11 protein-coding genes are annotated in these 15,797 nt (G+C 65.5%); 10 read left to right on the top strand and 1 reads right to left on the bottom strand.

The window, feature by feature from the left end:
- Positions 1 to 67: 67 nt before the first annotated feature.
- Positions 68 to 1,372 carry an MFS family transporter gene (locus OEJ37_RS15805; protein WP_072441484.1) on the top strand — a complete coding sequence of 435 codons (1,305 nt, stop codon included), beginning with the start codon at positions 68 to 70 and terminating at the stop codon, positions 1,370 to 1,372.
- A 77-nt stretch (positions 1,373 to 1,449) separates the two neighbouring features.
- Here the strand turns inward: OEJ37_RS15805 and OEJ37_RS15800 are convergent, their stop codons facing one another.
- Entirely contained in the window at positions 1,450 to 2,358 is a 909-nt protein-coding gene (locus OEJ37_RS15800; protein ID WP_263344809.1) for a LysR family transcriptional regulator, read from the bottom strand.
- Positions 2,359 to 2,459: 101 nt separating this feature from the next.
- On the opposite strand from OEJ37_RS15800, the gene OEJ37_RS15795 reads away from it, so the two are divergent.
- The 9 genes from OEJ37_RS15795 (at position 2,460) to OEJ37_RS15755 (ending at position 15,789) form a co-directional block, all read left to right on the top strand.
- A complete protein-coding gene (locus OEJ37_RS15795; protein WP_174418765.1) occupies positions 2,460 to 3,497 on the top strand; it encodes an agmatine/peptidylarginine deiminase in 1,038 nt (345 codons plus the stop codon).
- A gap of 46 nt (positions 3,498 to 3,543) precedes the next feature.
- Positions 3,544 to 4,458 carry an N-carbamoylputrescine amidase gene (gene aguB / locus OEJ37_RS15790; RefSeq protein WP_174418764.1) on the top strand — a complete coding sequence of 305 codons (915 nt, stop codon included), beginning with the start codon at positions 3,544 to 3,546 and terminating at the stop codon, positions 4,456 to 4,458.
- A 10-nt stretch (positions 4,459 to 4,468) separates the two neighbouring features.
- Positions 4,469 to 5,581: a polyamine ABC transporter substrate-binding protein gene (locus tag OEJ37_RS15785; RefSeq protein ID WP_263344808.1), complete on the top strand. Its 1,113-nt coding sequence runs from the start codon at positions 4,469 to 4,471 to the stop codon at positions 5,579 to 5,581.
- 50 nt (positions 5,582 to 5,631) lie between these two features.
- Positions 5,632 to 6,744 (top strand): agmatine/peptidylarginine deiminase, encoded by a 1,113-nt coding sequence (locus tag OEJ37_RS15780; protein WP_174418762.1) that lies wholly within the window; start codon positions 5,632 to 5,634, stop codon positions 6,742 to 6,744.
- Between the two features lie 965 nt (positions 6,745 to 7,709).
- A complete protein-coding gene (locus OEJ37_RS15775; protein WP_174418761.1) occupies positions 7,710 to 8,294 on the top strand; it encodes a fimbrial protein in 585 nt (194 codons plus the stop codon).
- 24 nt (positions 8,295 to 8,318) lie between these two features.
- Entirely contained in the window at positions 8,319 to 9,077 is a 759-nt protein-coding gene (locus tag OEJ37_RS15770; protein WP_263344807.1) for a molecular chaperone, read from the top strand.
- Between the two features lie 41 nt (positions 9,078 to 9,118).
- Positions 9,119 to 11,893 (top strand): fimbria/pilus outer membrane usher protein, encoded by a 2,775-nt coding sequence (locus tag OEJ37_RS15765; protein ID WP_263344806.1) that lies wholly within the window; start codon positions 9,119 to 9,121, stop codon positions 11,891 to 11,893.
- A gap of 154 nt (positions 11,894 to 12,047) precedes the next feature.
- On the top strand, positions 12,048 to 12,695 hold the full coding sequence (locus tag OEJ37_RS15760) for a fimbria/pilus periplasmic chaperone (RefSeq protein ID WP_263344805.1): 648 nt from the start codon (positions 12,048 to 12,050) through the stop codon (positions 12,693 to 12,695).
- A gap of 79 nt (positions 12,696 to 12,774) precedes the next feature.
- Positions 12,775 to 15,789, top strand: coding sequence for a GLUG motif-containing protein (locus tag OEJ37_RS15755; protein ID WP_263344804.1), 3,015 nt, complete (start codon positions 12,775 to 12,777; stop codon positions 15,787 to 15,789).
- Positions 15,790 to 15,797 lie beyond the last annotated feature (8 nt).

Genomic DNA, 15,797 nt, shown 5'->3' with positions numbered 1-15,797 from the left:
CGTGCGACCGCACGCGGCGGCCCCAAGCCGTCTCGCCCAGAAAGCATTAAAAGGAACAGACCAATCCATGGACGTCCAGACCGACCAAGCTGCGCTGTCCGCGCACGACACCCGGCGGCGCGTGTTCGCCATCGTCGGCGCCTCATCGGGCAACCTCGTCGAGTGGTTCGACTTCTACATCTACTCGTTCTGCGCGCTGTACTTCGCGCCGGCGTTCTTCCCGAGCGGCAACACGACGACGCAGCTGCTGAACACGGCCGGCGTGTTCGCGGCCGGCTTCCTGATGCGTCCGATCGGCGGCTGGCTGTTCGGCCGCATCGCCGACCGTCACGGGCGCCGCGCCGCGATGATGATCTCGGTGCTGATGATGTGCGGCGGCTCGCTCGTAATCGCGGTGCTGCCGACCTACGCGCAGATCGGCGCGCTCGCGCCGGCGCTGCTGCTGGTCGCGCGCCTGTTTCAGGGCCTGTCGGTGGGCGGCGAATACGGCACGAGCGCGACCTACATGAGCGAGGTCGCGCTGAAGGGCCGGCGCGGCTTCTTCGCGTCGTTCCAGTACGTGACGCTGATCGGCGGCCAGTTGTGCGCGCTGCTCGTGCTCGTGATCCTGCAGCAGACGCTGTCGACCGACGAACTGAAGGCGTGGGGCTGGCGCATTCCGTTCGTCGTCGGCGCGGCGGCCGCGCTGATCTCGCTGTACCTGCGGAAATCGCTCGACGAGACGTCGACGAGCGCATCGCGCGACAAGAAGGATGCCGGCACGATCCGCGGCGTGTGGCGGCACAAGGGCGCGTTCTTCACGGTGGTCGGCTTCACGGCCGGCGGCTCGCTGATCTTCTACACGTTCACGACGTACATGCAGAAGTACCTCGTGAACACGGCCGGCATGCACGCGAAGACGGCCAGCAACGTGATGACCGTCGCGCTGCTCGTCTACATGCTGATGCAGCCGGTGTTCGGCGCACTGTCCGACAAGATCGGCCGCCGCACGTCGATGATCCTGTTCGGCTCGTTCGCGGTGATCGGCACGGTGCCGCTGATGCATGCGCTGAAGGACGTGACGAGCCCGGTCGCAGCGTTCGTGCTGATCACGGTCGCGCTGGCGATCGTCAGCTTCTACACGTCGATCAGCGGCCTCATCAAGGCCGAGATGTTCCCGCCGGAAGTGCGCGCGATGGGCGTCGGCCTGTCGTACGCGGTCGCGAACGCGATCTTTGGCGGCTCGGCCGAGTATGTCGCGCTGTGGTTCAAGTCGATCGGCAGCGAGGAAACCTTTTATTGGTACGTGACGGTGCTGTGCGCGATCTCGCTGATCGTGTCGTGGCGGATGCGCGATCCGAGCAAGGAAGGGTACCTGCGCAACGAACCGTGACAGGTTGCGCACCGCGCGCATCGGCATCATGACGAACGTCCCGCCAGCCGGCGGGACGTTTTTTTTGCGGCGTTCGATCACGACGGCGGCGGATCGGACGGGCTCGACAGCCTGCCTTGCTCGACCAGCCATTCGAACATCCGCTCGACGATCGGCGCGCGCGACGGGCCGTCGATGCGCGACAGCCACCACGTGGTGCCGGGCAGGCGCGGGTAGTCGGCGAGCACGGTCAGCGTGCGCTGGTCGATGTCGGCCTGCGCGACGAGGCGCGGCAGGCACGCGATGCCGCGGCCGCGCAGCACGGCGTCCAGCACGAGCCGCTGATCGTCGTAGATCGCGTGCATCCGGAACGCCGACAGCCGCTCGCGAAACACCGTCGCCATGCGCTCGTCGGTCAGGCTGGCTTCGAGGCAGATGAGTGCTGCATGCCGCGGGTGCTCGTCGCGCGGCACGCGTTCGAGCTGCTCCGCCAGCGGCGTCGCGCAAACCGTCACCCACTCGTCCCGCATGAACGGAATATCCAGCAGGCCCGGCTGCAGCATCGGCCGCGAGCCGATCGTCATGTCGACGTCTATCTCGTCGACATAGCGCGCCGTTTCGTCGGTCGACAGCAGCGGGCACAGGTCCGGCACGATCCGTTGCAACTGTTCGAGGCGCGGCTGCAGCCAGCCGTGCAGCAACGCCGCGGGACACACCAGCACGACGAGCCCCGGGTTCAGATAGGTCGCGATGCGGTCGAGCCCGCCGCGCAACGTCTCCATCGCGCGCTGCACGCTGCGCTGCAGGACCTCGCCGGCAATGGTCAGTTCGACGCCGCGGCCGCGCCGGCGGAACAGCGGCTGCCCGAGTTGCGCCTCGAGCTGCTGGATCTGATGGCTGATCGCCGATTGCGACAGGTGCAGCTCGTCGGCCGCGCGCGAGAAATTGCCCAGCCGGGCCGCTGCTTCGAAACCGGTCAGTAGTTTAAGGGATGGAACACGTTGCATCTAGATATGAGAAGAATTGATTAATTTGGTCAAAAAATATCAATATTCGTCAAGTTTAACCTGCCGCACAATCGGCCATCAATCACAACGGAGGCTGATCGATGGGTCGCTTTGATGCTCGCCAGCGCGGTTACCGGATGCCCGCCGAATGGGAATCCATGCACGCCACGTGGCTCGGATGGCCGGTTCTCGAAGGTCGCGAGAACCTGTGGGGAATTCATTACGCGCAGGTTTGCCGCGAATTCGCGCTGGTCGCGCGGACGATCGCCCGCTACCAGCGCTGCGTGGTGGCCGTGCACCACAGCCGCGCCGACGCCGCGCGCGAACTGCTGGGCGCCAGCGTCGACGTGCTGCCGGGTGCGGCCGAGGACAACTGGCTGCGCGATTGCGGGCCGATCTTCCTCGTCAGCGAGCAGCGCGGGCTCGGTGCGGCCGTCTTCCGCTTCAACTGCTGGGGCGAGAAGTACCAGCCGTACGACGGCTGCCAGCAGGCCGGGCAGGACATCGCGCGCTCGGCCGGCGCGGAGATCTTCAATTCGCACATGGTGCTGGAGGGCGGTTCGTTCTACGTCGACGGACAGGGCACGCTGGTCACCACCGAGAGCTGCCTGCTGCATCCCAATCGCAATCCGCACCTGAGCCGCGCGGAGATCGAGGCGGAGCTCCGGCGCATGCTGGGTATCGAGAAGATCGTCTGGCTGCCGGGCAATCCCGACGAAGTGGAGACGAACGGGCACGTGGACGGCATCGCGTCGTTCATCGCACCCGGCCGGATGCTGTGTCAGGCCGCGCTGCCGGAGCAGGGCGACTATTTCCGCGTGATGCGCGAAAACCGCCGCGCGCTGGAACTCGCGACCGATGCGGCGGGGCGTCGCTTCGAGCTGCTCGATCTGCCGTCGCCGATCGTCAGCGAACGTTTCGGCTCAGAGCGCTATTGCGATTGCTATGCGAACTACATTCTGGTGAACGGCGCGGTGATCGTGCCCGCGTTCGGCGTCGAGCAGGATCAGGCCGCGCGCGAGGTATTCGGTCGTGCGTTCCCGGGGCGCAACGTGGAGATGGTGCCGATTCCGACGTTGTCGATCGGCGGAGGCAGCATCCACTGTTCGACGCAACAGCAGCCGTCCGTCGCGAACTGAGCGACGCCCCACCAGCGGTTTTCGGTCCCACCGAGGAGCAGTCGCAATGCCGACCAAACACATCACCGTCGCTGCCGTCCAGATGGCGTCGGGCAGCTGGAATACGGAAGACAACATGGCCACCGCGGAGCGCCTGATCCGTGCGGCGGCCGCGCAGGGCGCGAATCTCGTGCTGTGCCCGGAGCTGTTCGCGGTGCCGTACTTTTGCCTCGACCAGAACGTGCGTCATCTCGAACTCGCGCAGCCGTTCGAAGGCAACGTGCAGATCGCCCGTTTCGCGGCGCTTGCCGGCGAACTCGGCATCGTGTTGCCGATCGGCTTCTTCGAGCGCGCGGGCAATTCCGCGTACAACTCGATCGCCGTGGCGGATGCCGACGGACGCGTGCTTGGCGTCTACCGCAAGACACATATCCCGGACGGGCCGGGCTATACGGAAAAGTTCTATTTCACGCCCGGCGACACCGGATTCAAGGTGTGGGACACGCGCTTCGGCCGGATCGGCATCGGCATCTGCTGGGACCAGTGGTATCCGGAGACGGCGCGCTGCCTCGCACTGATGGGCGCCGAGATCCTGTGTTTTCCGACCATCATCGGCTCGGAGCCGTTCAGCAGCGAGTTCGATTCGGCCGGTCACTGGCAGCGCACGATGCAGGGCCATGCGGCGGCCAACATGGTGCCGGTGGTGGTGGCCAACCGGATCGGCCGCGAAGTGGGCTTCGGCAACGGCAATCCGCAGCAGCAGGGGCTCACGGGCGTGTTCTACGGGTCGAGCTTCATCGCGGATCACACCGGTGAGAAGCGGGCCGAGGCGAACCGCACCGACGAAGCTGTGCTCGTGCACACATTCGACCTCGACGCGATTCGCGCCGACCGGCAATCGTGGGGTTTTTTCCGCGATCGCCGCCCGGAGATGTATCGCACCTTGCTCACCAGCGACGGTGTGTCTTCCTGTTACCGTTGAGGGATTCCCGATGAAACGCAAAGGATGGCTCCGCTTCGCGGTGCCGGGCCTCGCGCTGTGCATGCTGGCCGGAACGGCCTGGGCCGACGAGGAGAAGGTGCTGAACCTGTACAACTGGAGCAATTACTTCGCGCCGGATACCGTGTCCGCGTTCGAGAAGGAAACCGGCATCAAGGTGCGCTACGACGCATACGACAGCGACGAGACGCTGCAATCGAAACTGCTGACCGGCAACAGCGGCTACGACCTCGTGTGGCCGACCAACGACTTCATGGCCAGGCAGATCCAGGCCGGTGTATTTCGCAAGCTCGACAAGAGCCGGTTGCCGAACCTGAAGTATCTCGATCCGTCGCTGCTGAAGCAGATGGCGCAATCCGATCCCGGCAACGAGTACGGCGTGCCGTACATGTGGGGCACCGTGGGCGTCGGCTACGACCGAGCCAAAGTGCGCGCGATCCTCGGCAAGGACATGCCGGCCGACAGCCTGGAACTGCTGTTCAACCCGGCGATCGCGGCGCGTGTCGCCGCGCAGTGCGGGCTGGGCCTGCAGGACTCCGCGAGCACGGTGCTGCCGCTGGCGCTGCGCTACATCGGCCGCGATCCGATGCACCCGTCCGCGCAGGACTATGCGGCCGCGCAGGCGATGCTGATGAAGGTCCGGCCGTTCATCCGCCAGTTCGTCGGATCGTCCGATGCCAACGAGCTGATCGACGGCGAGCTGTGCGTGACGATCGGCTTCTCGGGCGCGATCAACCTGGCCGCGCAGAAGGCGAAGGCACGCGATCCGAAGCGCGACATCGTGTACGACATCCCGCGCATCGGCAGCCTGATGTGGTTCGATGCGATGGTCATGCCGGCATCCGCGAAACATCCGGACAACGCGCATGCGTTCATCAACTACATCCTGCGCCCGGACGTGATCGCGAAGATCTCGAATTCGACGCGCTACGCGAATGCGAACCAGGGCGCGCTGAAGCTGATGGACCCGGCGCTGGTTCGCGATCCGGGCATCTATCCGGACGAGTCGACGCGGCACACGCTGTTTACACCGATCGCCGAATCGCCGGCCGCAATGCGCGTCGAAGGTCGAACCTGGCTCGGCTTCAAGACGGCGCGACCGTGACGGCACACCATGAAACCATTGGAGCAACCGGCAAGCGAAAGAGGAATGACATGACAACGAGACGTCAACTGTTGAAACGCGGCCTGTCCGTATCGGCCGCGGCGCTGGCCGCGAGTGCGCTGGGCGGGTTGCCCGGCCGCTCCGCGCATGCGCAGCAGGGTGCAACCTGGCAGATGCCGGACGAGGGCGCGCAACACACGGCGACCTGGATGGCGTTCGGCCCGAGCGAGGACATCTGGGGCGCGCGGCTCTTGCCCGTGGTGCGCGAGAACCTCGCCGCGGTCGCGAAGGCGATCGCCGCGCACGAGCCGCTCAAGATGCTGGTACGGGAACAGGACTACGCGATCGCGTCGCGCCTGTGCGGCACATCGGTCGAGCTCGTCCAGCATCCGGTCGACGATCTGTGGATGCGGGACACGGGGCCCGTGTTCGTGAAGAATGCGTCGGGCCAACTCGGCGGCGTGAGCTTCAATTTCAACGGTTGGGGCAACAAGCAGGAGCATGACCAGGACGCGGAAGTCGCGCCTTTCGTGGCCGAGCGCGCCGGTGCGCGGCTGCTCGATACGCGGCTGGTGCTGGAAGGCGGCGGCATCGAGGTGGACGGTGAAGGGACGGCGATCATCACACGTAGCTGCGTGCTCAATTCGAACCGCAATCCGGGCGTCAGCCAGGCACAGTGCGAGGCGGAGCTGAGCCGACTGCTTGGGCTGAAGAAGATCATCTGGTTGCCCGGCATCGCGGGCAAGGACATCACCGACGGGCATACCGACTTCTACGCGCGCTTCACGAGTCCGGGGGTTGTGGTGGCCGGGCTCGACACGGACCCGGCCTCGTACGACCACGCGGTGACGCGGCGGCATCTGGAGATACTGAGGAAATCCACCGACGCGAAGGGCCGCCCGTTGAAGGTCGTCGTGCTGCCGGGCCCGAAAACCGTCCGGCACAAATACGAGAACGCGGAGTTCGCGGCCGGCTACACCAACTTCTACGTGTGCAACCGCGCGGTGATCTCGCCGGAGTTCGGCGACAGCCGGACCGACCGCAATACGCGGGACATGCTCGTCGACCTGTTTCCCGGTCGTGACGTCATTCAACTGAATATCGACGGCATCGCCGCGGGCGGCGGCGGCATCCACTGCGCCACGCAACAGCAGCCGGCCTGAGCGAGGCCGCGGTCGCCGCCACCCGGCCGTATGCGGGGAACCGGACGATCGCGCGGGTCGATATCCTCGGCATCGCGTCGGGCGGCGGCATCCGCGGCTCGACCCGGGAGGTGCCGGCGTGAGCGTGTCCCGTCATATCGATATTGAAATCGATTCGTTGTCCGTTACGGGAGATTTCCTTAATCTGAACCCGTAGTTCGTGTGACACCTCCTTGACTGGGATTCGCGCCCGCTGCTTGCAGCGGGCGTTTTTTTGCGTGCTGCGTCCGTTGGCGGGCGCCGAGCGGTGAATGTCGGCCGGGCTTCGGCCGGAACGATACGCTTGGGACACGTTCGCAACAATGTCTGCGATCGATGCGATCGCTCCACGAAATGCGGGCTCGCAATGATGCCCCGGTATGAAACGCGAATTCCGATTGCCAATGTTCGACATGCACATTTAATTCATCGGTGAAGATGAGCGAGGTGCGGCGCGCTCGAACATACGATTTGTCAAATTTTCGATTTGCATCAATAGGACGTTATTGATTAATCTATTTTAGAGATAATTAATCATGGTCTTTTTTGAATGATTTCGATGATTTTTTGATGGCTTTGTGTGATCTGCGATGGACGTACCGACCGGAACGCATTTCGCGCCGCTGTTGGAAACCGATTCAAGAGCCGTGCGGTGATCCGGCCCGCATGCGCGGATGGTCGCGACTACGCCGGCGCACGCGGCTATCGACTCGGTGCAATCATTCGAATTTCTTCTGAATCGATAAATGGATCCGATATTTCTTACTCGTACGATATCGGGAAATCGTTTGGGTAAATAGAATGGTGCGGTCGTCATTTTTTCGGATGGAATCATCCGGAATAAGGCGATCCGATCCGTATCGCGGGCAGTCGGCGGAAGGGTTGAATGCCCGCGTGTCGATCGGTCTGTTCCGAGAAGAATCGTCCATTTTTAGAGGATTTCAACGATGAAAATGAATCTGCTTCGGGGTTGCGTTGCAGCGGGTATCGCGAGTGTCGCACTGGTGCCGTCGGTTTCCCACGCATTCGACGGCCAGCTCGATTTCTACGGCAGCATCTCCGACGTCACCTGCAACATCAATGGCGAGGCGCCCGGGGCCGGCAACCGGAAAGAAGTGCAACTCGGCGACCGCATCAAGCCGAGCACCTTCGACAAGATCGGTGCGGTGTCGACGCCCGTCACGTTCAGCCTGGCTATCGGCGGCAATACGGGCTGTGCCGACGGCACGAAGGTCGTGATCGATTTCGACCCGGTGTCGGTCAACATCAATCCGGCGACCGGCAACCTGAAGCTCATCGGCACCAAGCCGGCGGAAGGCGTCGAGATCCAGATCAGCGACGCGGGTAACGGAAAGGCCGGCAAGATCACGCTCGGCAAGCCGCAGAACATCGCGGATGCTCAGGTAGCGACCGTCGCGAACAACGCCGCGACCCTGACCTATACGGCGTCGTACGTGTCGACGGCCGCGCCGGATGCGATCAAGACCGGTTCGGGCAACTCGTTCATCCGCTATATGCTCGCTTACCACTGATCGGTGCATTTCCAGTTCCACGTCATGACCTTGTCAATTCGTTATCCTTATTTACAAGTCGTGGCCGGTGTCATGGCGTGGGCCGCCTGCGCCACGCTGGCGCAGGCGGCGCTTTTGCTGGACGGTACCCGGGTGATTTTTCCCGAGCACGCTCGCGACGTGACGGTCCGGATGGAAAATTCCGGCTCCGAACCGGTACTCGCGCAGAGCTGGATCGACGACGGTCGCGCCGACGTTCCGCCCGAACAGATGCGCACGCCGTTCGTGGTTGCGCCGGCACTGGTGCGCGTCGAGGCGGGGAGGGGTGCCGTGCTGCGCATTACGAACATGCAGGCGCAGTTGCCCATCGACCGTGAATCGGTGTTCTGGCTGAATGTGCTCGAAGTGCCGACGGTACAGCCGGACGCGGACAACCGGCTGCGCTTCGCCTTCCGCACCCGCATCAAGATGTTTTACCGGCCCTCGTCGCTCGCGAACGACGTCGAAACGGCGCAGGAAAAGCTGGTCTGGAAGGTGTCTGCCGACGCGTCGCACGCAGGCGCACGGCAGATATCGCTCGAAGTTTCCAATCCGACGCCGTATTACGTTTCGTTCGGGATGGTCGAGGGCGAGATCGGCGGCACATTCATCCCGGCCGGTGGAGGGATGGTCGCACCGTTCGGCTCCCAGCGCTTCCCGTTGCAGGGCGCCGCCGCGCAGTCGCATCGCCCGACGGCCGTGCGCTTCGTGACCATCGACGACTACGGCGGGCAAAGCACGATAACCAAAAAATTGACCGACTGAGCAGTCTGTCCACGCAACGCATCCAGAAGGCACGATCCAGCATGCCGGATTCCAATAATCGATTCGGCATGCGAACTAATTGTATCCACATGCGCAGTTCAGCAGGTTTCCAATCTTCATGCGCGCCGGAGCTTGTCCCGCGGCTTCCGCGGCGGCCTTGCCTGCTGGCGGTCGCTTCCGTGTTCGCATCGGTCGCGATGACGTCGGGCGCGAATGCCGTCGCGGATACGATCGATACGGTGGCGCAGGAGGACGCGCATCGCGCGATGGCAGGTACGGCACCGGCTGCGCCGGCGGCTGGAGCGACCCACTTCGACGATTCGATGCTGATGCATGGCCCGGACAGCGAGCCGATCGATACGACGCCGTTCGAGCGACCGAATACCGTGGCGCCGGGCGTGCATCGTGTCGACATGATCGTCAACGGGCAGTGGCGCGGCGTGGAAAACATCACGTTCCGTCACGACGCCCATGGTGACGCGCTGCCTTGCTACGACCGGATGCTGTTGCAGCGGGCCGGCGTCGACCTCGACCGAAGCGCGCGGGGCCAGGACGCCAGCCAGCCGCCGAATCCGATGCCCGACGGGCTGATCTGCGATGCACCGTCTCGATACGTGCCCGGCGCTGCGCTGTCGTTCGATGCGGCCGAACAGAAACTGTACCTGACGGTGCCGCAGTTCTATATGCGGCTCGCCGGCCGGAGTACCTACGTCGATCCGGCGAACTGGACGAACGGCGTGCCGGCCGCGTGGCTGAACTATAACGCCAGCGTGTTCACGACGCGTTCCAGCGGCTACGAATTCTCGCAGCTCTACACGGGCCTCTCGATGGCTGCGAGCGCCGGGCGATTCCGGATTCGCCACAACGGCAACCTCACCTGGTCGCAGCGCGGCGGCGCCCACTATCAACGCGGCTACGTTTACGCGCAGACCGATCTACCCGACTGGCATGCGCAGTTGCTGGCCGGCGAAAGCTCGACGAGCGGTGCGCTGTTCGACGCCGTGTCGTTTCGCGGCGTACAAATCGCCAGCGACGACCGGATGCTGCCCGACGAGCAGCGCTACTACGCGCCGGTCGTCCGCGGCGTCGCGCAATCGAATGCCAAGGTATCGATCTACCAGCGCGGCTATCTCGTTCACGAGACAACCGTCGCGCCGGGACCGTTCGCGATCGACAACCTGCAGGCGATGAGCTACGGCGGCGATCTGAACGTGACGGTGACCGAGGCCAACGGCGAATCGCGCAGCTTCGTGGTTCCTTTCGCGACGACGGTCCAGCTGCTGCGTCCAGGCAGCACACGGTTCAGCGCGATGGCGGGGCGGGCGATCGAACTCGGCGGCGACATCGGCACGCAGTATGTCGGCCAGTTCACCGTGCAGCGCGGTGTCAGCAATGCGGTGACGGCCTACGGCGGCGCCGCGTTCGCGAACCGCTACCAGTCGATGCTGATGGGCGTCGCGCTCAATACGTCGATCGGCGGCTTCGCGGCGGACGTCACGATCGCGCGGACCCAGCCGCCAGGCAGCGAACGCCTGACCGGCTCGAGTATGCGCGTGTCGTACAGCAAGAACCTTCCGAACAGCGGCACGAACTTTTCGCTGCTCGCGTATCGCTACTCGACGAAAGGCTATCTCGGCCTGCGCGACGCGTTGCTGCTGAACGGCCGGAGCGACCAGGGCGCGGTGTCGTTTTCGCGGCTGCGCAATCGGGTCGATCTCAACGTGAGCCAGCAGATCGGGCGGTCGGGCAACCTCTATGCGAACGGATCGGCGCTCAGCTACTGGGCGGGAGGCGGACAGTCGCTCAGCTTCACGCTCGGCTACAGCACGCAATGGCGCGACGCCACGGTGACCGCGTCGGTCCAGCGCGTGCGCAACCTGTCCGCGCGGGAATCGTCGTTCGGCGGCGGGGCGGGCAGCACGCTCGCGAGCCTGAACATATCGATTCCGCTGGGGCGCAATACGCGGCGCGCACCGATCTTCAGCACGCTGATGACGCACGACAGCAGCACCGGTACGAGCGCCACGGCGAGCCTGGCTGGCCGTTTCGGCGAGCGAAACGACGGATCGTACTCGTTGTCGTCGAGCTACGACGGCAACAACCGGGCGTCGTCGGGCAGTTTCGGTGTCGGCTATCAGCGGCCGGCCGTGTCCCTGTCGGCGAATCTCGGCATCGGGCGCGATTACCAGCAGGCGTCGGCGAGCGCAACGGGCGGCCTCGTGCTGCACCCGGGCGGCCTGACACCGGCACCCACGTTGAGCGAGACCATCGGCGTCGTGCATGTGCCGAACGCGCGCGGCGCACTGGTTGCGAACACGAGCGCACGCGTCGACCGCTTCGGTTACGCGATCGTGCCGAGCCTCATTCCATATCAGCTCAACAGGATCGACATCGATCCGAAGGACGTGCCCGAGGACGTCGAACTGAAAACCGTATCGCACGGCGTGGCGCCACGCTCGGGTTCGATCGTCATGCTGTCCTACGACACGCTGAAGGCGCGTGCGCTGCTGATCGACGCGCAGACCGACGATGGTCGGCCGCTGCCGTTCGCCGCGCGTGCGCTCGATGCGGGTACCGGTGAGGCGCTCGGCGTGGTCGGGCAGGGCAGCCGCCTGTTCGTGCGCAGTGCCGCAGACGACGGCCGGATTCGCGTCGAATGGGGTACGCGCGCGGATCAGCAGTGCGTGATCGATTACGCGGTGCCGGCCGCGCAGCGTTCGGGAAGCGGCTACGTGACGCTGGCGGGCATCTGCCGCGCGGCGACGGTGATGCCGACGGCGGCGGTACCGTCGGCCGGCCGTATCGAGGAGCGCTAGCCCAATGCATGACTCGGCTTTTCGTTTCGCTTCCGTCATTCACACGTTGCCGCGCCGTTTGAGTGGACGGCCCGGCGCCGGCCGCATCGTGCGCGCGGCGGTGCTGGCCTGCATCGCGAGCATCGGTACGGTCCGGTGCGACGCAGCATTGTCCGTGACCGGTACCCGCTTCGTTTATCCGGGCGATGCGCGCGCACTGACGATCTTCGCGCGCAACGGCGGGGACGCACCCATTCTCGTCCAGGCCTGGCTCGACGATGGCGATGCGAACGCCGACCCGAGCCGCCTGCGCGTGCCGTTCGTCGTCGCGCCGCCGCTCGCCCGGCTCGATCCGGGGCAGCCGCTGTCGATCCGCGTGCAGTCCGTCGGCGGCAGCTTCGCCACGGACCGGGAATCCTGTTTCTGGATCAACCTGCTCGAAGTGCCGCCGGCGGCGCCGGCGGGCGACCACGCACTGCGCATCGCATACCGGCTCAGGATGAAGCTGCTGGTTCGGCCACCCGGTCTCGGCGGCGACCCGGACGACGCACCGAACCGGCTCGCATGGACGTACGCCGGCACGAAGGCGGCGGCGTCGATCGTCGCGCTCAATCCCACGCCGTACTACGTGACGCTGACGCGCGTGTTGCTGAACGGCGAGCGTGCGGGGCCGGCGAACACGGCGACGGATGTCGCGCCGTTCGGCCGGGTCGAGATCCCGATCGGCACGCAGGCCGGCGCGGGGCCGGGCGAGATCGTGTTCGACGCCGTCGACGACAGCGGCGCAACGCACGAATACCGGGCGCGGCTCGCGCCGCCGTGACCGACGGCGCGTGAAGGTTGCAGTACCCGTCCTGCCGCGGGCATCGGCAGGGAATCAACCACAACAAGGAAAAACGAAAGTGAACAAGACCTATTCTTTGGTATGGAACGACGCGCAAGGCGCGTGGCAGGTTGCCGGCGAACGGGTACGCCGGCACGGCAAGTCCGCCACGCGCGCACGTGTCGTCGCGGTGCTGGCGCTGCTCGCCTGCGGTGCGGCGACGTCCGTGCATGCGCTGCCGACAGGCGAGAAGATCGTGTCCGGGAAAGGTGACATTCACCGTTACGACAACGGGCAGCAGATGTCGATCAACCAGCATAGCGACAAGCTGGTGACGGACTGGCAAACGTTCAACATCGACAAAGGGCAGCACGTCACGTTCAACCAGCCGTCCGCGGCGTCGATCGCGCTGAACCGGGTCGTCGGCCAGGACGGCAGCGCAATCCACGGCAACCTCGATGCGAACGGCCGCGTGTTCCTCGTCAACCCGAACGGCATCCTGTTCAGCAAGAGCGCGCAGGTCAATGTCGGCGGGCTGGTGGCGACGACGCTGGATATCAGGAACGAAGACTTCGACGCCGGCCGCTACCGATTTTCCGGCCAGTCTCCGAGCGAAGTGCAGAACTTCGGCAATCTCGTGGCGGGCGAAGGCGGCGCGATCGCGCTGCTCGGCGCGAAAGTCGTCAACAAGGGGATCGTTCAGGCGCAGATGGGCACCGTCGCGCTGGGCGCGGGCAGCGACGCCACGCTGAACTTCGACGGCAGCAAGCTGCTCAGCGTGCAGATCGACCAGGGCATCGTCAACGCGCTGGTCAGCAACGAGCAGCTGCTGAGGGCCGACGGCGGGCAGGTGCTGATGAGCGCGAAGACCGCCGATACGCTGCTGCGCACGGTGGTCAACAACCAGGGCGTCATCGAGGCGCGCACGCTCAGGAATGCCGCGGGCCGGATCTCGCTGGACGGTCACGACGCCGGCACCGTCAACGTCGCGGGCGTGCTGAACGCGAGCGCGACGACGCCGGGCAACGGCGGCACGGTCGAAACCCGCGGTGCCGACGTGAAGGTGGCGCTCGGCGCGATGGTCGACACCCGCGCGACCAACGGGCGCGTCGGCACCTGGCGCATCGCGTCGTCGGACGTGTCGGTCAAGGCCGGTGCGAATCAGCCGGGCACGATCGTGGCCGACACGCTGTCGCGCAATCTCGCGACCACCGATGTCGAACTGGTCGCCGAACGCGGTCAGACGTCGGTCGACGGGCCGGTGACCTGGGCCAGCGGCAACCGGTTGACGCTGGCCAGCCGGCAGGGCGACGTGTCGGTCAACGGCGCGCTGCGCGCGACGGGCGCGAATGCGCGAGTGGCCATCGACGCGAAGAAGAGCGTGCAGATCGCGGCCCCGATTGCGCTGACCGGTGCGAACGCGCTGCTGACGCTCGACTACGGCGTCGCGCACTCGCTCGCGGGCGGTGGGGCCGTGACGTTGTCGGGGGTAGGCGCCGGTTTCGAATCGAACGGCTATCGCTATACCGTGATCCAGAATCTGCAGCAGCTGCAGGCCGTCAATGCGAATCTCGACGGGCTGTACGTGCTCGGCAACGACATCGCCGGTTCCTACTATTACGGCACCGCGTTCAAGACGATCGGTTCGGGCGCGTCGTTCGCCGGTGTGTTCGACGGCCTCGGCAACACGATCAGCAACCTCACCATCACGAGCAGCGATGCGTATGCCGGGCTGTTCGGTCGCAACACCGGCACGCTCGCCAACGTCAACCTGAAGTCGTTGCGTGTCAGCGCTGCGTCGGGCGTCGGTCCGGTGGCCATCGGCGGGCTGGTAGGCGAAAACGCCGGCAAGATCTCGAACGTGACCGCGACGGGCATGCAGGTGAGTGCCGGCGCCAGCCGCAACAATGCGCTGGGCGGTATGGTCGGCATCAATAGCGGCGAGATTTCCCGGACGTCGTATTCGGGATCGGTAACGGGCAACAGCATGTCGGACGCCGTCGGCGGCCTGGTCGGCGAGAACCGCTTGGATCAGCTTGCCGGCATCGTGTCCGACAGCGAGTCCAACGCGACCGTATCCGGCGGCGCATCGAACCGCGCGTCGATCGGCGGTCTCGTCGGCGTGAACCGGGGTGGTGAAATTCTGCGCTCGACGAGCCGCGGCACCACATCCGGCACCACATCCGGCTACAACCTTGCCGGCGTGAACGTCGGCGGGCTCGTGGGTGCGAACCTGCTCGGCAAGATCGTCGACGGATCGGCGCTGGGGCGCGTGACGGGCGGCTCGAGCGGCACGGCAGGCGGGTTCGTCGGAAACAATACCGGCACGATCACCGGTTCGAGTGCGAGCGGTGTCGTGGATGGCCGATACGCGCAGGCAATCGGCGGCTTCGTCGGGCTGAACCAGGGCAAGGTGGCCGACAGCAAGGCGCTGGGCACCGTCTCGAGCGCATCGACAGGGTCGACGGGCGGTTTCGTCGGCATCAACCTCGGCGACAACGCGTTCATCGACATGGCGGAAGCGCATGGTGCGGTAACGGGTGGTCAGGGTGCCAATGGCGGTTTCGTCGGCAGTCATCTCGGCGGCCGGATTGCTCACGCGGTCGCACGCGGCAAGACGACGGGCGGCAGTTACAGCAAGACGGGCGGCTTCGTCGGCAGCAACGAGGCGGAATTGGCCAACGTCGACGCGAGCGGCGACGTGTCGGCCGGCACCGGCGCGTCGGTGGGCGGGTTCGCCGGCGCGAACACGCGGTTCGGCACGATCGAGGCCGCGTCGGCAACCGGCAACGTGACGGGCAGCTCGTCGAGCACGGTGGGCGGGTTCGCAGGCGAAAACCTCGGCACGATGCGCGACGTATCGGCGTCGGGGACGGTCGGCGCCGGCTACTACTGTGCGACGCTCGGCGGCCTGGTCGGTCTGAACGCGGGGCTCGTCGAGCGCGCTGCCGCAAGCGGGCGGGTCAACGGCTCGTCGAGCCAGACCTTCGGCGGCCTCGTCGGCATCAACCGGGGCATCTTCCGCAACAGTGTCACATCCGGCGAGGCTGCGCTGCAGAAGATTGCCGGTCTCAATCTCGGTGTGATCGAGTAATGCAGCAG

Source organism: Burkholderia sp. BKH01 (assembly GCF_025685725.1).
Taxonomy (GTDB): domain Bacteria; phylum Pseudomonadota; class Gammaproteobacteria; order Burkholderiales; family Burkholderiaceae; genus Burkholderia; species Burkholderia pyrrocinia_C.
Note: the sequence above shows the minus strand (reverse complement) of the source record. Positions and strands in the feature narration are given on the sequence as shown.

Coding starts and splice junctions, on each gene's coding strand:
- OEJ37_RS15775 (WP_174418761.1), top strand. CDS start 7,710: ATGAAAATGAATCTGCTTCGGGGTTGCGTTGCAGCGGGTATCGCGAGT.
- OEJ37_RS15780 (WP_174418762.1), top strand. CDS start 5,632: ATGACAACGAGACGTCAACTGTTGAAACGCGGCCTGTCCGTATCGGCC.
- OEJ37_RS15785 (WP_263344808.1), top strand. CDS start 4,469: ATGAAACGCAAAGGATGGCTCCGCTTCGCGGTGCCGGGCCTCGCGCTG.
- OEJ37_RS15795 (WP_174418765.1), top strand. CDS start 2,460: ATGGGTCGCTTTGATGCTCGCCAGCGCGGTTACCGGATGCCCGCCGAA.
- OEJ37_RS15770 (WP_263344807.1), top strand. CDS start 8,319: ATGACCTTGTCAATTCGTTATCCTTATTTACAAGTCGTGGCCGGTGTC.
- OEJ37_RS15805 (WP_072441484.1), top strand. CDS start 68: ATGGACGTCCAGACCGACCAAGCTGCGCTGTCCGCGCACGACACCCGG.
- OEJ37_RS15800 (WP_263344809.1), bottom strand. CDS start 2,358: ATGCAACGTGTTCCATCCCTTAAACTACTGACCGGTTTCGAAGCAGCG.
- OEJ37_RS15765 (WP_263344806.1), top strand. CDS start 9,119: ATGCCGGATTCCAATAATCGATTCGGCATGCGAACTAATTGTATCCAC.
- aguB (WP_174418764.1), top strand. CDS start 3,544: ATGCCGACCAAACACATCACCGTCGCTGCCGTCCAGATGGCGTCGGGC.